Origin of the sequence: Dietzia cinnamea NBRC 102147, assembly GCF_001571065.1 — a bacterium.
Classification (GTDB): domain Bacteria; phylum Actinomycetota; class Actinomycetes; order Mycobacteriales; family Mycobacteriaceae; genus Dietzia; species Dietzia cinnamea.
In genome coordinates this window covers 135,426-154,073 of record NZ_BCSW01000001.1, presented here as the reverse complement: position 1 = coordinate 154,073, position 18,648 = coordinate 135,426, and the positions used below count along the sequence as shown (strand labels likewise).

Annotated in this window: 14 protein-coding genes; 7 read left to right on the top strand and 7 right to left on the bottom strand. The window is 71.9% G+C overall.

Going from position 1 to position 18,648, the window contains the following annotated elements; all coding sequences use genetic code 11:
• Positions 1 to 34 precede the first annotated feature (34 nt).
• Positions 35 to 385, top strand: coding sequence for a hypothetical protein (locus DCI01S_RS00725; protein ID WP_061227499.1), 351 nt, complete (start codon positions 35 to 37; stop codon positions 383 to 385).
• A 32-nt stretch (positions 386 to 417) separates the two neighbouring features.
• Here DCI01S_RS00725 and DCI01S_RS00720 read toward each other — a convergent pair whose 3' ends face one another.
• The 3 genes from DCI01S_RS00720 to DCI01S_RS00715 all read right to left on the bottom strand — a co-directional run bounded on the left by DCI01S_RS00720 (position 418) and on the right by DCI01S_RS00715 (position 4,686).
• Complete coding sequence (locus DCI01S_RS00720; protein WP_061227498.1) at positions 418 to 2,229, bottom strand: WXG100 family type VII secretion target; 1,812 nt, start codon at positions 2,227 to 2,229, stop codon at positions 418 to 420.
• 95 nt (positions 2,230 to 2,324) lie between these two features.
• Positions 2,325 to 2,891 (bottom strand): DUF3558 family protein, encoded by a 567-nt coding sequence (locus DCI01S_RS18110; RefSeq protein ID WP_368664631.1) that lies wholly within the window; start codon positions 2,889 to 2,891, stop codon positions 2,325 to 2,327.
• A 394-nt stretch (positions 2,892 to 3,285) separates the two neighbouring features.
• On the bottom strand, positions 3,286 to 4,686 hold the full coding sequence (locus DCI01S_RS00715; protein ID WP_061227497.1) for an IS1380 family transposase: 1,401 nt from the start codon (positions 4,684 to 4,686) through the stop codon (positions 3,286 to 3,288).
• Positions 4,687 to 5,361: 675 nt separating this feature from the next.
• On the opposite strand from DCI01S_RS00715, the gene DCI01S_RS00705 reads away from it, so the two are divergent.
• On the top strand, positions 5,362 to 6,738 hold the full coding sequence (locus DCI01S_RS00705) for an HNH endonuclease signature motif containing protein (protein WP_061227495.1): 1,377 nt from the start codon (positions 5,362 to 5,364) through the stop codon (positions 6,736 to 6,738).
• Between the two features lie 74 nt (positions 6,739 to 6,812).
• Here DCI01S_RS00705 and DCI01S_RS00700 read toward each other — a convergent pair whose 3' ends face one another.
• From DCI01S_RS00700 to DCI01S_RS00690, 3 genes are read right to left on the bottom strand one after another with little or no spacing between them, the layout of a single operon-like run.
• Positions 6,813 to 8,816, bottom strand: coding sequence for an arabinofuranosyltransferase (locus DCI01S_RS00700; RefSeq protein ID WP_061227494.1), 2,004 nt, complete (start codon positions 8,814 to 8,816; stop codon positions 6,813 to 6,815).
• Entirely contained in the window at positions 8,813 to 10,150 is a 1,338-nt protein-coding gene (locus DCI01S_RS00695) for a hypothetical protein (RefSeq protein WP_061227493.1), read from the bottom strand. Before DCI01S_RS00695 ends, DCI01S_RS00700 begins: the two co-directional genes overlap by 4 nt.
• Complete coding sequence (locus DCI01S_RS00690) at positions 10,128 to 11,516, bottom strand: M1 family metallopeptidase (RefSeq protein WP_109149454.1); 1,389 nt, start codon at positions 11,514 to 11,516, stop codon at positions 10,128 to 10,130. Before DCI01S_RS00690 ends, DCI01S_RS00695 begins: the two co-directional genes overlap by 23 nt.
• A gap of 176 nt (positions 11,517 to 11,692) precedes the next feature.
• Here DCI01S_RS00690 and DCI01S_RS00685 point away from each other — a divergent pair, with 176 nt between their 5' ends.
• Together DCI01S_RS00685 and DCI01S_RS00680 are read left to right on the top strand one after the other, a co-directional pair.
• Entirely contained in the window at positions 11,693 to 12,142 is a 450-nt protein-coding gene (locus tag DCI01S_RS00685) for a hypothetical protein (protein ID WP_061227491.1), read from the top strand.
• A complete protein-coding gene (locus tag DCI01S_RS00680; protein WP_082767563.1) occupies positions 12,139 to 12,528 on the top strand; it encodes a winged helix-turn-helix domain-containing protein in 390 nt (129 codons plus the stop codon). Before DCI01S_RS00685 ends, DCI01S_RS00680 begins: the two co-directional genes overlap by 4 nt.
• 15 nt (positions 12,529 to 12,543) lie before the next feature.
• On the opposite strand, the gene DCI01S_RS00675 is transcribed toward DCI01S_RS00680, so the two are convergent.
• Positions 12,544 to 16,425 (bottom strand): Pls/PosA family non-ribosomal peptide synthetase, encoded by a 3,882-nt coding sequence (locus tag DCI01S_RS00675; RefSeq protein ID WP_061227490.1) that lies wholly within the window; start codon positions 16,423 to 16,425, stop codon positions 12,544 to 12,546.
• A 38-nt stretch (positions 16,426 to 16,463) separates the two neighbouring features.
• Between DCI01S_RS00675 and DCI01S_RS00670 the strand changes: the two genes are divergently transcribed.
• From DCI01S_RS00670 to DCI01S_RS00660, 3 genes are all read left to right on the top strand, one after another.
• On the top strand, positions 16,464 to 17,357 hold the full coding sequence (locus DCI01S_RS00670; protein WP_061227489.1) for an SDR family oxidoreductase: 894 nt from the start codon (positions 16,464 to 16,466) through the stop codon (positions 17,355 to 17,357).
• A gap of 134 nt (positions 17,358 to 17,491) precedes the next feature.
• Positions 17,492 to 17,698, top strand: coding sequence for a PspC domain-containing protein (locus DCI01S_RS00665; RefSeq protein WP_061227488.1), 207 nt, complete (start codon positions 17,492 to 17,494; stop codon positions 17,696 to 17,698).
• Positions 17,699 to 17,748: 50 nt separating this feature from the next.
• On the top strand, positions 17,749 to 18,624 hold the full coding sequence (locus DCI01S_RS00660; protein WP_082767562.1) for a crotonase/enoyl-CoA hydratase family protein: 876 nt from the start codon (positions 17,749 to 17,751) through the stop codon (positions 18,622 to 18,624).
• Positions 18,625 to 18,648 lie beyond the last annotated feature (24 nt).

Below are 18,648 nucleotides of genomic sequence, written 5' to 3'. Positions count from 1 at the left end.
GCATGACCGGGGTGGTGGGTGCGGTGGGGTCGTTGTGATCCCCGCGTCGTGGGTGCCGCACCGGCGTGACGACGGCGAGGTGGTCGGCTGGATCGACATGGCGGTCGCCGAGCCGCTGGTCGTGCCGATCGACAGACTGGGCCGGCCGCTGGACCCGGTCGACGACTGGCACGAGGCCGAGCAGGTCCTCGAGGGAGTGGGCCTGCGGTTCCTCATGGACCGGTATGTCATCGACGAGGGCGACCGCGAGACGGTGGTCCGCATCGCGCATGTCTACGAGGACCGCATCGTGCTCTCCACCGCGCTCACCGACGCGATCGAGGAGGTCGGCCGCGAGATCGTGGTGCCGTTCCCGGCGCCGGCGACGTTGCGCGGTCTGAGCTGAGCCGAATCGGTCTCCCGGCCACGGTCCCTGCGCTACGGTCCTTTGGCGCCGCCGCCGGTGTAGTCGCGTCCGAGGGTGCGGCCGCGGTACGGCGCGGCGCCGTCCCGGCCACCCTCCTGTGCCGGCTCGTCCACGGTCCGCCCCAGCACCGCCGGTGCGACCTTGACGGGGTCGCCGATGATGGCGGTGGTGTTGGTGGCGTTGGTCAGGTAGCCGGCGGGGGTGTGGCCGCGACGGTCCGAATTCTGTCCGGCCCCGGCCGCGCCCATCATCGCGCCCATCGGCATCGCCCCTGCTCGCGGACCGTTGGCCGTACTGGTCGACGACGACGAGCCCATCGTCCCCGGGCCCGTTCCCGCCGTCCCTCCGGGGGCGGAACCGGTGCCGGGCACCCCGGCGGTCGGGCCGCCCGTCCCGGGTCCGGCTGGCCCGCCGGCTGCGTATCCCGCCAGCGTGCCGGCGCCGCCCATCCGCGAGGCCCCCGCACCCGCGGCTGCGGCGCCACCGCCGCCCACCAGCCCGGCGGTGGAGCCGAACCCGCGATCGCGGCCCCGGTTCTCGGTCCCGCCGCGCAGGCCCCGGATCCCGCCGGCCCCCGCGCCCCCGGCGGGCTGGCCGGCCGTGCCGGTCACCGGGGCCATGGGCGCCGCCGCCGCGGTCGTGGCCGCGTTGATCCCACCGCCCGTGCCTGCCTGACCCGCGCCGGGCTGTCCGGCGACCGCGGCGGCTGGCCCACCGCCGTCCGCGGCGCCCGAGCGGGCGGCCAGCAACGCCTGGTCGGTGGCGGCATCGCGCGCCGGGCCCGGCAGGCTCGTCGTCGCCCCCGCGCCATCGGCGGCCCCGCCCGTCGGGCCGCTCGGCTCGGCGCCGGTTGCGCCGGTGAGGGCGGCGAGCGTGGCCGGGTCGGGCGCGGCCGGCTGCGCCGGGCGCGTGATGCCCTCGGTGTTCCAGATCCGCGCCATGTCGATCCCGCCGGGACCGCCCAGTGCGGAGGTCGACACCACTCGGTACGCCGCGGTGAAGTCCAGGTCGTCGAGGTTGGCGTCCATCACCGCGGGGCTGTATTCGGTGTTGACGATCGCCCGCGCCTGCTCCTCGGCGGCGTGCCGGGCGGCCTCGACGTCCGCCTTGACCGACGGCGCCACCGGGCCCGCGAGCCGGCCGAATCCCGGGGTGCGGTTCTCGGCGAGGGCGACGTCGGCGGCCTCCGACGCGATCCGCTGGCGGGTGGTGGCGAACCCGCGCTGTGCCCCGTCGGCTTTTTCGGCGACTGCGGTGAGCTGGCCGGCGAGGGCCGCCGCGGAGTCTGCCAGTCGGTGGGTGGAGAAGGTCGCCTGGTCGGCGAACTCGCCCTGCCAGGCGTGGCCGAGGAGGTTGCCGAGTCCGGACCGCAGGGTGGTCGCGGCGTCGTCGAGCACGGTCGCCGCCTGGGTCATCCGCGCGGCGATGGTCGCGAACTGCTGGGGCTCCAGGGCTTGCGCGGCTTCGGCCATCCGCTCCAGCGGCGAGGTCGACACGTCCTCGGGGCCGACGCGGCCGTAGCCCCCGAGCGTGGTGGTGCCGTCGGCCGCGTCGAGCAGCGCGGTGGTCGACCCGAGCGATCCCATCAACCCGAGGCTCTGAAGCCCGACCGGCTCTTCGGCGGCCTTACCCAGCGCGGCGGCGACGGCCTCGTCCTGCGCCTCGATCAGACCTCCCGCAGCGGCGAACAACATCGACATCGCCCGCGCCTGATCTACGAAGCCGTTCAAAAGCGTCCGCAAGTCCTCTTCAACGAAGAGCGAGTAGACGGTTCCGATCTGTCGCGCCGTGTCGAAAGCGCCGGGGCTGGGAACCTGGCTCATTTGCCACTCGTCGGCCATGGAAATTGCCAGGGCTTTCACAAAAGAATCACAAAGCTTCACACATTCCTGTGCGACGCTTGGCCCCAAGTTAACCGTCATCGGAAATCTCCAGGTGGTAAGAACTCGACTAAGGTGGTGGCGGTTTCTTGCAGGACGTCGCATGCGTCCGCGAAATGATGCCCTCGGAAGGTTTTGAAAGTTGTAGCCAGACTGACGGTCAGCGCGACCGTGCCTCGTCCAGTGAAGAACAAGTATCGACAGGTATTGGGCTCGTTCTCTTGGTCAACTAGCCGCAGCGCATTTCGGCCGCCGACGGGATGACCATCGCCGTCAACGACGCCTGTGGGGTCCGCGAGATAGTCAGAATGTGACTTCCAAGTCGCGACTAGATCAAGAACTACCTCGTCGGAACTCCAGCCGCATGCTTGTAATTGTCCCGGTTCACTCTTAGTGAGAAGTTCCTCCAGTCGAATGGGGGCTCCTACGGCCTGTTCGACAGCGTCAGCAGGGACGTCCGCACACGGGTCGAAGAGGGCTGGCCTCTGCTCGATCGGCAGATCCCACGGGTTGCCCGACTCCTCGGCCGAGGCGGAGCTCGTCGTCGTCGCCGTCGGTTCTTCTTCACCGCCTGCCGATGCGCACCCGGACAGCCCAACGCCCACAGCGACCAGCGCGGCGCCCAAGGCTCTACTTCTTCCCACACCCGGTACGACGCCCCGCCGCGCTGAACGGTTCCGCAGCGGCGCAGATTCCTGCCACCGGACCCGCGGCGCCGGGGCGTTTGACTGAATGCGGAGGCGGGGAGCGGTCACGGCCAGAGATCCTCGCACCTGACCGGCGCCTGCTGGGGAGTCATCGCGCGCGGCAGGGCGTGAAATGGATGGAACCGGTCAGCGCGCCCGCCCGTCGTTCTAGCCCCGCTGATTCACGGGCCGGTGTGACTGCTGCTGTCGGGTGACGGCGGGCTTGTTTTCGCGTAAGGGCGTGCGGGGGTGCCGGCTGGCGCTGCCGGTGGGCGGGTCTCCGGGTGGTGATGTCGAGGGCGGGCAGGTGAGATCAGGCTGGTTTGGGGATCGCGGCGATCTTGTTGAACACGGCGACGATGGCGGTGGCCCAGGGCCACGTTTCGGGGATCTTCACCCGGCGTCGCCGGCCGCTACGGGTCAGCCGGGCTGCGACGTGCAGGAAGCGGTAGCGCAGCGCTTTGGGCTCGCACAAGGCCAGAACCGCAGCCTCGCCGGTACAGGCCAGCATCCGAGTCCACGCCACCAGATCTGCGGCGAGCATCACCGCCACCAGCCAAGCCTGATTGAGCGCGAACTCGCGTGAGGGCAGACGGCCAAGACCGGTGTCCTTGGCGTGACGGATCCGGTCCTCTACCCGGGCGTGCGCCCGATGCCGTGCTTCAAGAAACTGCAGTTGCCCGGTGGTGGTGTTGGTGGCAAACGCCTGGTAGCGCCATCCATCGATCTCCTCGAACATCGACAACTGGGCGCCGGGGTGGGGTCGTTCGCGGCGGACGATGACCCGCATCCCGTCTGGCCACTTGGTGAGCATCCCGGGAGCGAGGAACCCGGTCAGCTCCGCGATGTCGGCCCCGTCGCGGATGTCCCCGTTGGGGTTGAGCGCTGGTCCCCACGCGGCTTCGGGGCAGGTCGCGATGGCTCGGCGAATCGGGGCGGTGATGGAGAATCCGACCGAGTACTCCACCTGTCGACCGCGGATGCGGTTCTGTTCGGTGATCCACTCCAGCAGGTCGTGGGAGGCGCCGGCGCCGTCGGAGCGGATCAGCAGATCACGCCGATGACTCGCGGGGATCTGCGCGATTGCCTGGCCCAGGACGTCGATGTGGTCGGCAGCGGTGTTGGACCCGGCGTTGCCCGGGCGCAAGCTCGCGGCGAGAAACTCTTCTGTGTTGTCGCACCACACGCCGATCGGGTGGTACCCGAACGTGCGCTTATATGTCGGAGCTGCATGTTCCTTCTCGCTGTGCGTGACCACGATGGTGGCATCCACATCGAGCACGACCGTCGATCCCAGATCCCGCCCCGCACACGCCGATGCGGGTACTCCGCCGGGCAGGTGGGACCACACATGCCGCCGCGTGCGAGCTCGCGCCACCTGGATCTTCTTGCGCTTGCCGGCAGTGACCTCATCGAGTGTGCGCCACACCGTCGGGGCCGAGGCGACCGGGCCCAGGGCCCCGGATTGGTGGCGCAGGACGCCGATGTCGGAGATGGACTCGCCGCCATCGGCGAGCATCACCGCGGTATCGATCAGCACACGGCCGCGGTCGTGGATCGGGATAAACTGTCGGCGAGCCATGGCCCCTGATAGCTCGGCGGTCAGACCGACCTGATCAGCCAGAAGTCGAGGCGCGATGGCCCCGGCGTGGGCGATCACCCCGACACCATCAGCAGTAACGGACAGACCGGCCGACCACGAAGTACGCTTCACCTACCGAGTGCTTTCTGCTGGAGAACATGGAACCTTAGACAAGTCCCAGTTTCCCCTGTTCAGGAAGCACTTCGGTCTATTTTCGCCCAGCGATCCGCAGATACCCGTGAATCACCGGGGCTAGACAGCCGAGGAAAGGAATCGTCATGGCAGCCGGTCAGACGGGTGGGTCTTCAACAGCGAACTGGGCCGCCAGCGTGGCGGTCACCCTTCTATTAGGACTGTGGGGGTCCTGGCTCGCGTGGTCCGCTGCCTCGCCGCTCGGGAATGGGCCGACGCCGCGCGAGCTACCGCAGGAGTACATCCTGCTCACGTGCAGTCTGCTCGCCCTTTACGGCGCCGCGCTGATGGGCGGATGGCTGATCTCGCGCGGGCGAGGTGTGGGGCGGTGGAAGCGATCGCCGCTCACAGTCCTGTCTGCGCTGGTCACGGGCTACGGCCTGATCGCCACTGCCGTGTTCGCGATCTCCACTTCGTCGGAGTGGTCTCTCGCGGCAGTGCTCCCGCTCGCACTGATGGCGTCCATGCACTTCCACTTGTTCAGGTCGGCCCGCGGAGAAGCAGTCCCGGTCCCAGGCGACGAGCCGGCTGAGGCGGTTAGCGGAGTCGACTAGCCCAACCGCGCTGACCTGCGGTGACGGGTTCGTGTCGTACCCGGATGATCTAATCGAACGCATGAGCGACACGGTGAGAGGTGCCAGCGCAGCGGCCGCCCCGGGCGAGGAGCTGACCTCCGTGCTGCGCGCGCTCGACGCGCACCTGGCCCGGGACTGGTCCGCGGTCCCGGCCGCCGAGCTGCACGCCGAGGTGGTCGCGCTGGAGCAGGCCCACCGCCGGTTGCGTGCCACCCAGGCGCGCGTGCTGGCCGCTGCCCGCGCCTCCGGTACCGCCAGGCAGGTGGGCTACATCAACGAACGGCAGATGCTCACCGGCGGCCTGGGCCTGGCCCCCGGGGAGGCCCGCGGTCGCCTCGAGGACTCCTCGATCGCCGACACCGCCCGCATGCACGCCTCCGCCGCCGGGACGATCTCCGCCGGGCACCTGAAGATCATCAACGCCACCCTGGCCGCCCTGCCCGACGAGGTCGACGACGACGAACGCGGCCGCCTCGAAGCCGAGCTGATCGCCCTGGCCGCCGAACAGGCCACGACCCGCCGCCTGCAGGAACACGCCCACCGCCTGTTGGACCAGATCGATCCGGGCCGCACCCAACGCGGCGCCGGCGAACGGGCCCGGCGCCGCTCGGTCACCTGCTCCGGCCAAGGACTGGACCTGATGGCCCGGGCTTCGATGACCATGGACCCCCAACTGGCCGCCCTGATGCGCGAAGTCCACGCCCGCTGGGCCCAACCCGGACGCCTGTGGCCCGACCCCGACGAAAAAGACACCCGCAGCGACGGTCAACGCATGCACGACGCCCTCGTCCACGCCCTGACCCTCGCCCTGAACACCGACGCCACGAGGACCGGCGCGGCCGCGGCGATCGTCGTGCGCATCGACCTCGACCAACTGGCCACCCTGGCCGGGTGCGGCCACACCGACGGCGGCATCCGCGTACCCGTCGACCAGGCCATCGCCATGGCCGCCGGCACCCACTGGTTCCTCGCCCTGTGCGACCAGGAAGTCGACCTCAAGCTCTACCGCAGCCGCCGCACCGCCTCCCGCTACCAACGCCTGGCCCTGTTCGCCGCCTACGGCGGCTGCACCCACCCCGACTGCGACCAAGACGCCCGCCACAGCCAAGCCCACCACGCCGGCACACCCTGGGCCGCCGGCGGCCTGACCAACATCGACGAACTCGCCCTGGCCAGCGGCGACTGCCACGCCATGATCCACAACACCGGCTGGACCACCACCCCAGACCCCACCGCACCCCAAGGCGTCAGATGGACCCCACCACCCGCAACCCCCCGAGCGACCAACCCACCCCCACCCAAACCCGGCCCACCACCACTGACACCACTCGACGCGCCTATCCTGCCGTTCGCACTCCTACACGAGCTCGACACAGCGATCGCGCAACACCTGCACGGCGCCGAGGCCGCAGCATGACCCCGCGAGTCGGAGGGTCGGCTCCGCCTGCGCCGCCTCGCCCGGCTTCGCGGCCCGGGCGCCGAGGAACCGGGTCAGCGCCGGACGATCACCATCCGGGACCCCACCTCGCGGACGTCGAACAGCGCGGGGTCGTCGAACTGGCGAGGAACGAACACGATCTCCTCCCGCACATTGTTCTGGCTCTGCGGCATCACGTTGACCATGGCCGGGAAGATCCACCGCCGGGAGCCCTCCCGGTCCAGCACCAGCACGTCGGGTCCGCGGAACGAGCTCGAGTCGATCGCCGCGGTCAGCTCGCCCGGCGAGTCGGTGTCGGACCAGCGGCGGATCTCGTCGAGCCGCGCTTCGTACCGGCCCGCCGGGGTCGCATACGCCTGCGCCGGGGCCTGGAACGTGTGGAAGGGCCGGTACGCGTAGAGCGACGGGTCCGCGGTCAACACCACCAGGTCGGACGGCGTGCGATCGTCGGTCATCTCATCGATCGCCCCCAGGACGTCGTGCGGCACCCCGGGGTTCTCCCGCGCCACCGCGGCGAAGTGCGCGTCCTCGTCGGAGACGTGCTGCACCAGCTGAACGGCGGCGAGCCCGGCCACCACCACCGCGGCCGCGGTCACCCGCCCGCGGGACGGCCCGGGGGAGGTGCGGATCGCCCACCGAGCCAGGGTGAGCGCGCCGACGATCCCCGCCAGCGCGAGCGCCAGGGTCACGACGGGGATCATGCGGAACGGCAGCAGCGTGCTCCCGGTGACCGCACGCAAGCCGGACAGGACGTACCAGCCGAGGGCGGCGACCACGGTCAGTGCGAGCGCCCGCGCCAGCACGAGCCGGCGCCCGGAGGAGGGGAGCGGTCCGGTGTCACGGAGCGCGGTGTCTGTGTCGGTGCCGGCGCCGACTTCGTGGCCGGCCGCGGTGTCGGCGCCGACTCGCGCCCGCATCGACTCCGCCGCACGCGCGGTCGCCGCCCCGGCGCCACCGGGCCACACGGTGACGACCAGCCACACCGCCCCGACGAGACACAACAACCCGGCCGCGGACGGCTCGAACATCGGCAGCGGCCACCGCGACGCCACCTCGGGCGCGAAATCGTTGGCCACCGACGGTTCGGTCTCCGCCCCGCCGAGCACGGCGAGCAGGTAGCGGTGCCAGAACACCAACGCGATCGCCGCGGAGATCGCCGCCATCGCCGCGAGTCGGCCGAGCAGTGCCCCGACCACGGCGCGGTCGGCGCGGTGGTACCAGGCGTGGAGGACGACGACGAGGCCCACCATCAGCGCGGCGAAACCCGCGATGAGCGTGTACCCGAGGGCGGCCCAGCCGAGGTAGACCCCGATGGTCATGACCAGCGGCCACGTGGGCCGGCGGTCTGCCGAGGTCTCCGCCCGGGCCGCGGCGGCGCGCGCGCAGAGCAGGAACGTCGCCACCACGACCTGCGGGAGCAGGCAGATGAGGATCCACGAGTACGGCTCGTAGGCGTTGGTGTGACCACCGATCACGGAGGTGGCGAGGCCGAACAGGACGGCCAGCCGGGCGGGGACGAGCCAGCGCCAGGCCACGAACGCGATCGCGCCGGCGATGGCCATGGTGAGGATCGCGTACGGCTTGTAGAAAGTCCACCCCTCGACTCCGGCCATGGCCGCGAGGCGCCCGCCCACCCAGAACCACTGCGGCGGATAGAACGGCGCGGCGTCGGCGTAGAAGGGGTCGGCGATCGCGGGGGAGTCGGCGAAGCGGGTGACGTAGGCGACGCGGTTGAGCTGATCGCCACCCAGGCCGAAGAGGTAGTGGGGGGTGCCGTTCAGGAGGAGGCTCAGGTGGGAGGACGCGAGGAACGCGGGGCCGACCGTGCCCAGTGCCCACAGGGTCCGGGGGCCGGTCGAGCGGCGGAGCAGCAGCCATCCGGCCGCGATGACGACCAGCGCGGCGAGCGTTCCGCCGAACGTCTCGGGCAGCCAACTGGGCTCGGCGAACGGCAGGGAGTCGATGGCGAGGTAGGTCGCGGCCCCGACGAGCCCGGCCACCAGGAGCGCGGCGAGAAGCTCGGCGCCGCGGCGGACCAGGGGACGCAGCTCGGTCATGCGGCCGCTCCGTGTCGCCGCGCCGCCACGATCAGGCCCACCACGTGGAGTGCGACCCCGATGCCTGGCCCGGCGAGCAACGCGACCGCCGCGCGCACGTCGAGTGGGCCGGGGACGGCCACCAGCAGCGCCGCCGCCGCGATCACCGCGACCCACCAGCCGGCGTTGTAGAGCAGATGGCGGTCAAAGGCGAGGGCGGCATTCCCGGTGACCATGAGTGCGGCCGTACCGACGGAGGCGGCGGTGAGGGCGGCGAGGACGGCGCCGGGCAGCTCGAAGTCGCCGCCGAACAACACGCGGATCAGCCACGGGCCGATGAGCCACGCGGCGCCCGCGCCGACGACGCCGACCGCGGTGACCAGGAGGAGCGGCGCGGCCAGCGACCGCGGTCCCCGGGCGCGGCGCTCGACGAAGTAGACGATGATCGCGCTCTGGAAGCTGGTCAGCGGCACGAGCAGCGGGGCGCGGGTGAGGGTGATGGCCAGGATGACGGCCCCGACGAGCGGGGCGGGATCGGAGTCGCGGACGGTCGCGGTGACGAACAGCGGGAAGCCGGTGACCAGGGCGGAGGTGCCCGCGGAGGCGAGCATCGCGGTGGCGGTGTTGCGCCAGAAGCGTCGGTGTCCGGCGTCGACGGCGGAGCGCAGCGCGGTGCGGGTGCCCGGGGAGACGGCGATGAGCACGGCCCAGGTCACCGCGCCGGCGACGGTGGCCACCGCGAACCCGATTCCGGCGTCGCCGAGCCACCATGCGATGCCGGCGACGGCCAACCGCAGCGCGGCGTCGACCGTGAGCAGGACCGCGTACAGCCCCCACCGCTCGGTGCCGGAGAGGGCGCCGGCGGTGGCGGCCTGGAGCGTGAAGCCGAGGATGCCGAACGCCATGATCGCCACCCCCGCGCCGGAGAAGGTGGGCAGGCCCAGCGATGGCCACAGGGGTGCGCTCACCGCGACCGCGGCGGCGAGAATCAGGCCGAGGGCGAGGCCGGCGGGCAGCAGCCGCACGGCGCCCCGCGGCGTGGTCGCCACCGCGGCCCCTCCACCGGTGACCGCGGCCCCGCCGCTGGTCTCGCGGCCGGCTCCCTCCCGCGCCGACCGGACGGCCCGCGTGGCCTCCTGCATGAGCCCGTTCGCCACGCCGCCGAGGGCGAAGAACGCGCCCCAGTAGGTCGCGAAGAGCGGGTAGTCGGCGGGCCCGAGCGCTCGGCCGGCGATGAGCATCACCAGGTACCCCGAGGTTGCGGCGAACACGGTCGCGAGGGTCAGCGCCCGCATGCCGCCCGCGGCCCCCGGCGCGGCGCCGGGCTCGGCCTCAGCGGCGGCCGGGGTGGTCATGGGGCCTGCCGAGGGTCGGCGGCAGTGGCTCGGAGAACAACCAGGCGTCCCACAGGGGCTGCAGGTCGACGGGGGAGTGGTCGGCGGCCAGGCGGAGGAAGTCGTCCGTGGTGGCGGTTTTTCCGGAATAGGTGGCCACCCACGCCCGGAGGAGGTCGAAGAACGCGGTGTCGCCGACGGTCTGGCGCAGGGCGTGCAGGGTCAGTGCACCGCGCTTGTAGACCCGGTCGTCGAACATGTCCTTCGGCCCGGGGTCCGCCAACAGGATGTCCTGCGGGGAGCCCTGCAGCTTCGAGTAGTAGCGCAGGGCGTGGCTGCCGGCATCGGCACCGCCGGAGAACTCGGTCCACAGCCATTCGGCGTAGCACGCGAAGCCCTCGTGCAGCCAGATGTGCTTCCACTGCGCGGCGGTGACGGCGTTGCCGAACCACTGGTGGGCCAGTTCGTGGGCGATCAGCCGCTCGTCGCGGTCACCGGACTCGGCGGTGCCCCGGCCGAATGTCGACATCCCCATGGCCTCGAGTGGGATCTCGAGCTCGTCGTCGGTGACCACGACCGCGTACTCGTCGAACGGGTACGGGCCGAACAGTCCGCTGAACACGTCGATCATCTCGGTCTGCCGGGCGAACGCCTGCCGGAACCCGCGCTTGAGGTCGGCGGGCAGGAAGGCGTGGACCGGGACGGGGCCGTCGCCCACTTTCAGGTGTTCGTAGCGACCGAGGTTGATGGAGACCAGGTAGGTGGACGTGGGGTAGGGCAGGTCGAAATCCCAGGTGGTCGTGCTTCCGCTGCGCTTTTTGCCCACCAGCGCGCCGGTGACGACGGCCCGGTACGGGGAGTCCGTGGTCAGGCGGATGCGGAACGGCGCCTTGGACGAGGGGTGGTCGTCGCAGGGGAACCAGCTGGCCGCGCCGTTGGGCTGATTGGCCACGAGCGCCCCGTCGGTGAGTTCCTCCCAACCGACCTCGCCCCACGTGCCGCGGATGGGCCGCGGATTGCCGGAGTAGCGGATGGTCAGCGTGAACTCGGTGCCCGGCTCGAGCGGCTCGGCGAGCGTGACGGCGAGCTTGCCGCGGGGCCGGGAGAAACGGGCGACTCCGCCCCGGTTGATCGTCACCTTGGACACGTCCAGGTGCGCGGAGAGGTCGAGCCGGACCGTGTCTAGCGTCTCGGTGGCGGTCGCGGTGATGACGGCTTCGCCGCGGAGGTTGTTGGAGCTCATCTTGTAGGTGAGGTCCAGTTCGTAGCGCGCGACGCGGTAGCCGTGGTTTCCGGCCGTCGGCAGGTAGGGGTCGCCCGGATCGTCGCCGGAGGTGGCGTGGTCGCGTGCGATCCGGGCGGCGAGTGCCTTGCTGGCTGCCTTCAATTCCATGACCTGCGCGAGTCTAGAGGACCCCTCGTGGGGCCCGCCCTGTCCGCTGTCGCCGACCTGACCCCGGGCCGATCCCGGAAAAGTACTTGCCAAACGAGAAAGTAGTTGCCTAGAGTCGAGTCATCGCCTCGGGGGAAACACCGTCGGGGTCCGCCGAGAAGGGTGTCGTCATGAACACGGAGAACCCCACGACCGACCCGGTCGACCGCGCCGAGGCCGCCCGACTGCTCGCCGAGGCGGAGGGGCGCCCGCCGGTGAGCACCGCCCACGACGTCCGCGTCTTCGCTGGCTTCGCCGCGGCGATCGCGGTGCTCATGGGCGTCGGCACCATCGCGATCATGTTCACCAACTGGGCGCTCATCCCCTACGTGGCCCTGCTGTTCGTGGCGATCTACTGGCAGCGGCGAGCGATCAACGCCAGCCCGCGGGGCTCGGGCCGGACGTACACGTGGGGCATCGCGGGATCGGGCGTGATGATCCTCGTCGTCGTCACCGCCCTGAACGTCCTCCGCACCACGATCGGCCTCACCGCCTGGTGGTACGCGCTCGGCGTGGTTCTGGTCGCGCTGCCCGGCCTGGTGGCCGCCGCGCTCATCGTCCGGCGAGGTGCGGCGCGATGAGGGACGAGAAGGTGACGACGACGAGCACCGCCGCCGCATCGGGGGGCTCCGCCCCGGGGGCGGGCTCCCGCCGGGATGGGCAGGGCCGGCCCGGGGGGCACGCCCGGCATCGTCTCGACGAGGTCATCCACGCCCCGGTCCGCTTCTCGATCGTGGCGGCGCTGGCCGGCGTCGACGACGCGGAGTTCGCCACGATCCGCGATGCGGTCGAGGTGACCGACTCGACGCTGTCCAAACAGGTCGCCGTGTTGGAGAAGGCCGGCTACGTCACGGTCCGCAAGGGCTATGTGGGCAAGCGGCCCCGCACGTGGCTCTCGCTGAGCCGGGACGGGCGCAAGGCGTACGAGTCCCACCTCGCGGCGCTGCGCGCGATCGCCGGCGCCTGACCGCGCGCCGCCGCTCTAGCCCCGCCAGGGCGAGATCGGGTTGCCCTGCCACCGCGTGCCGGCGGGGATGCGGTCGCCGCGCATGACGAGCGAGGCCGGACCGACGGTGGAGCCCGCGCCGATCGACGACGCGGGAAGCGCGACGCAGTGACTGCCCAGAGTGGCGCCGTCGGCGAGATCGACGCGGTCGATCTGCATGATGCGGTCGTGGAACAGGTGCGTCTGGACCACACAGCCGCGGTTGACGGTGGCGCCCCGACCGAGGGAGATGAGGTCGGCCTCGGGCAGCCAGTACGACTCGCACCACACGCCCCGGCCCACGCGCGACCCCAACAGCCGCAGCATGAGGTTGAGGACGGGCGTGCCGGAGGCGGGCCGCGCCACCCATGGCGCGGCCATCAGCTCGACGAACATGTCCGCCACCTCGTTGCGCCACACGAACGACGACCAGAGCGGCTGCTCGCCGGCGCGGATCCGGCCCACCAGCACCCACTTGGCGAGCACGGCCGCCACCAGGGCGACCAGGCCCGCGTAGGCGAGGACCGGGCCGGAGAGCAGGGCGGCCACGCCGAAGCCCCACTCGCGATGCGCGGCCTGCAACAGCACCAGCACGCCGACGAGCAGGAGGAACGACAGCCACACGGGGACCAGTCGCAGCGTCTCCCACGCCCCACGCGCGATCTTCAGGCGGCGCGGCGGCCGGTAGGTGCGCCCGTCGTCGTCGCCGTCGGCGGTGGCGCGCGGCAGCTTCTGCGGCGGCGAGCCCAGCCACGAGGTGCCCTTCTTGGCCTTCTGCGGGGCGGACGACAGGACGGCGACCAGGCCGCGCGCCGGGACCTTGCGGCCTGCGGAGGCGATCCCGGAGTTGCCGAGGAACGCGCGTTTGCCGATCTGGGCGTGCTCGAGCCGCATCCACCCCGAGCCCAGTTCGTAGGGGGCGACCATGGTGTCGTCGGCGAGGAACGCGCCGTCGCGGACGGTGGTGAGCGAGGGGATGAGCAGGACGGTCGACGCCTCGACGTCGCGGCCGATCCGCGCGCCCAGCAGGCGCAGCCAGACCGGGGTGAGCATCGATGCGTACAGCGGGTAGAGCCAGGTGCGGGCGGCGTCCATGATCCGCTCGCTGCACCATGCCTGCCAGGCGATGCGCGAGTGGACCGGGTGGAAGCCCGGGGTCAGTCGGATCGAGAGCAGGCGGATCGACAACAGCGTGAACGCGGCGAACAGGGCGAACGCGAGTAGCGCACCGGGGACCGACCACAGCGCGGCGCGCGCCGCCAGCTCCCCGACACCCGCGGCGTCGCCTGCGCCCCACGCCACGAGCGCCAGTCCCGCGGCCAGGGCCAGGAGCGGCATCCCGCCCAGCACCAGGGCGGAGAGCTGGTACGCGAGGCTCCAGCCGCGGCTGTGGGGCGCGGGCTCGGCGGGCCAGCTCGACCCGCGCTTGCCGCGCTTGAGCGCCGGTGAACCCGCGTAGCGCTTGCCGGCTTTGACCGTGCCCACCACGGCCGAGCCGATCTCGACGTGCGCACCGCGGCCGATCACCGCGCCGGGCAACAGCATGGACCGCGCGCCGATCACGGCCTGCTCGCCGATCTCGATCCTGCCGATGTGCACCACGTCGCCGTCCACCCAGTGCCCGGCCAGGTCGACCTCGGGCTCGACGGAGGCGCCGTCGCCCACCGTGAGCAGCCCGGTCACGGGCGGCAGCGTGTGCATGTCGACGTCGCGTCCGATCCGCGCGCCCAGGAGCCGGGCGAACGTGGTCAGCCAGCCGGCCCCGGTCAGGGAGACGGCACCGGAGGACTCCACGAGCCGCTCGGCCGCCCACAGACGGAGGTGCACCGACCCGGCGCGCGGGTACGTCCCCGGACGGATGCCGGCCGTGAGGAGCCGGCACAGGCCGGCGGTGACGACCATCCGGCCGACGGGCAGCAGCAGTAGCACCGCGAGCACTCCCAGCACCCACCACGACACGGGCCGCGCCCACGCCACGCCGAGCTCGGCCGCCACATTGTTGGCGAGTCCCAGCCATGTCAGCCACCGCAGGCCGGTCACGGTGAGCAGCGGGATCGTCGAGAGGACCTGAACCGTCTGAGCGACGGGCCCGACGGGCCGGACGTGGCGCGGCGCGACCTCGGCCTCCGGCTCGAGCTCGTCGAGGAAGGCGGCGAAGTCGCCCAGGCGGGAGCGGTCGTAGATGTCGCCCACCGTCACGGCGGGGAAGCGCTCGCGGACGCGGGCCACGACGTGCGCGGCGGCCAGCGAACCGCCGCCGAGGGCGAAGAAGTCCTCGTCGACGCCGGAGACGTCGGCCCCGAGGGCGTGGGACCACAGCTCGGCGACCCACGCCTCGGTGCCGTCGAGTTCGGACTCGGCGGCCGAGGTCTGGGCCAGCGGCCAGGGCAGGGCGGCGCGGTCGACCTTCCCGGAGGTACGGGTGGGCAGTTCGTCGACGAGCGCGAGCCGCGGTACGACGCCCGCCGGCAGCTGTTCGCGCAGCAGCCCGGCGGCCGCCGCCAGATCGAAGCCGTCCGGGTCGTCGGCGACGAGGTACGCCACGAGCACCGGCTGTCCGGCCTCGGTCTTCTGCACCGCGGCCGCGCCGGCGCTGACGCCGGGGAGCGCGGACACCGCGGTGTCGACCTCGCCCAGTTCGAGGCGGCGTCCGCCGATCTTGACCTGGTCGTCGACCCGACCGTGGAAGTACAGTCCGTCGGCCTCGAGCCGCACCATGTCGCCCGACCGGTAGGCGCGGTCCCAGCCGAGGGTCTCCATGGGCGCGTACTTCTCGAGATCCTTCTCGGGGTCGAGGTAGCGGGCCAGCCCGACGCCGCCGATCACCAGTTCGCCGGACTCGCCGTAGCCGACCGGCTGCCCGGCGGGATCGACCACCGCGAGGTCCCAGCCGTCGAGGGGCAGCCCGATCGACACCTCGCCGGCGCCGGTCAGCGGGGCGGCGCACGCCACGACGGTGGCCTCGGTGGGACCGTAGGTGTTCCACACCTCGCGGCCGTCGGCGGCGAGCCGCGCGGCGAGCTCCGGCGGGCACGCCTCGCCGCCCAGGATCACCAGGCGGACGTCGGTGAGCATGGAGTCCGGCCACATCGAGGCCAGCGTCGGCACCGTGGAGATCACAGTGATCCGCCGCTCGCGCAGCCACGGCCCCAGGTCGAGTCCGGACTTGACGATCGAGCGCGGCGCGGACACGAGGCACGCCCCGTGGGCCCAGGCCAGCCACATCTCCTCGCACGAGGCGTCGAAGGCCACGGACAGGCCGGCGAGCACGCGGTCGCCCGGGCCGAGGGGCGCGTCCCGCAGGAAGATCCGTGACTCGGCGTCCACGAACGCGGCGGCGCTGCGGTGCGTGACGGCCACGCCCTTGGGCAGGCCGGTGGTCCCGGAGGTGAAGATGATCCAGCAGTCGTCGTCGACGGTCGGCCGGCGGTGTCGTGCGGGATCGTCGGGGCGGTCGGGGTCGGTGACGAGCATGCCGTGGGCGGTGTACACGGCGGCGACCCGCGCCTGGCCGAAGACCAGCTCGGCCCGCTCGGCCGGGTCGTCCACGTCGACGGGGACGTAGGCCGCGCCGGCGGCCAGGGTGCTGAGGATCGCCAGGTACAGCTCGGCCGAGCCGGAGGGCATGTGGATGCCGACCCGGTCACCGGCGCCGACGCCCTGGTCCTGCATCCACGCGGCGGAGACCTGGATCTGCCGCCAGACCTCGCCGTAGGTGAGGACGCGCGTGCCGTCGTCGAGGCACGGGGCGTCCGGGTGCCGTTCGACCGCCGACCCCAACACGTCGAGGAGTGTCCGTGGGGTCGCAGCGTGCGAGCTGCGCAGATACTGCTCTGGGATGGTGGCCACGTGCGGATGGTATCGCTCTGAGGTGAACATCCCGCCGCGGTCACCTCCGGGCTGGTTAAGTGAGGCGCATGACTTCTGGGAGCCTTCAGGGCAGGACCGTCGTGATCGTGGGCGCGGGTCCGGGTTTCGGTCACACGCTGGCTCTGCGCGCCGCGGCGCAGGGCGCGTCGGTGGTGGTCGCGGCGCGGACGGCGTCGCGGGTGGAGGACATCGCGGACGCGGTCCGTCGGGATGACGACGTGCGCCGCGCCGGCGGCACGGCGATCGCCGCGCCCGTCGACGCCACCGATCCCGACTCGGTGCGTGCCCTGCGTGAGACCGTCGAGGGCCACGCCGACGCGGTCCACGGGCTCGTGTACAGCGCCTTCGCGGTGCCCAGCATGAAGCCGCTGGCCCGCACCGACCACGCTCAGATCTCCGCGGGGATCGACCTGTCCGTCCTGGGCGCCCTGCGTACGACGCAGGAGTTCACCCCGCTCCTCGAGGCCGGCGCCGCTGCCGATGACGCCACCCACGTCGCCGGCGCCACCCACGCCACCCACGCCACCGCCTCCCGCCCCGCCGCCGCCTCCCGCCCTGCCACGAGCTCGGTCGTCATGATGGCCTCGGCCGTCATCCACCACTCCCGCGAGCGCTACGCGGGCTACAAGGTCGCCAAGACCGCCCTGGTCGCTCTGGGGCATTCGCTCGCCACCGAGCTCGGGCCGCGCGGCATCCGCGTCAACACCGTCGCGCCGGGTTACATCTACGGCGACACCCTCAAGGCGTACTTCGAGAGCCTGGCCACCAAGTACGGCGGGACGGGCGAGGACGTCTACGCGCACACGGCGGAGAAGACGGACCTGCGTCGCCTGCCCGACGAGGCGGAGATCGTCGACCCGGTTCTGTTCCTGCTCTCCGACGCAGCCTCGGCAGTCACCGGGCAGACGCTCACCGTGGACTGCGGCGAGTTCCACACCTGACACGAGCAGCACCACCCCGAGGCGTGGGATCCGGGTCTTTCCCCGATGTGGTGCGAGGCGCGGTCGTGGAGAGTGGAGCTCACCGGGGAACACGTCCCCGATCGTCCGGGCAGGACGACGACGAGGAGATCGCCATGACTCACGAACCCGCCTCTCGGCCGAAGCGCCTGACCCGATCCGAGGACCGCTGGATCGGTGGCGTGTGCGGTGGCCTGGCCGACCACTTCGGTCTGGACCCGGCGTTGGTGCGCGTCCTGTTCGTGGCCTCGCTGCTGCTCCCGGGCCCGCAGCTGCTCATCTACGCGATCCTGTGGTTCGTCATGCCCGACGCCCGCGCCTGACCGGGGACGGGCCCTCCCCGTTGTCGGGACCGCTCTGGCAGGCTGAGCGCATGAGCATTGCAGAGACCTCAGCCGCCGCCCCGTCCGCCGCTGGTGAATACGCGTCCGTCCGCGTCGAGAAGGCCACCCGGCACCCGCACGTCGCCCAGGTGACGCTGATCGGCCCGGGCCGGAACAACGCGATGGGCCCGGACTTCTGGGCGGAGATGCCCCGGGTCATGGCCGAGCTCGACGCGGATCCCGACGTCCGCGCCGCGGTCATCGCCGCGCAGGGCCGCAACTTCACCTACGGCCTGGATCTGATGGCGATGATGCCGCAGTTCATGGAGTTCCTGCCGCAGGACAAGGCCCCGGACGCGTCCCGCAACGAGCGCGTCCTCGACTTCGTGGAGAACATGCGCCGGGCCGTCGACGCCGTCGCGTCCGCCAGGACGCCGACGGTGGCGGCGGTGCAGGGTCGCTGCATCGGCGGCGGGATCGACCTCATCTCGGCCTGTGACGTCCGCCATGGCTCCGCGGACTCGGCGTACTCGGTGCGCGAGGTCAAGGTCGGCATCGTCGCGGACATGGGCTCGCTGGCGCGGCTGCCCTACATCATCGGCTCGGCCCTGACCCGCGAGCTGGCGCTCACCGGCCGTGACATCGACGCCGAGACCGCCCTGCGGTACGGCCTCGTCACCCATGTCGCCGACGACGCCGCCGGAGTCCTCGATTCGGCACACGCCACGGCCGCCGAGATCGCCGACAACCCGCCGCTCGTGGTGCGCGGCACCCGCGAGGTGCTCAATCGCGCGATCGAGGGGCCGATCTACGAGTCCAACCGCTACGTGGCCACGTGGAACGCGGGTTTCCTGGCCTCCGCCGACATGATGGAGGCGATCAGCGCGACGCTGGAGAAGCGCGAGGCCGAATTCACCGGCCGCTGACCGGTCGAGGTCGGCCTCAGTACG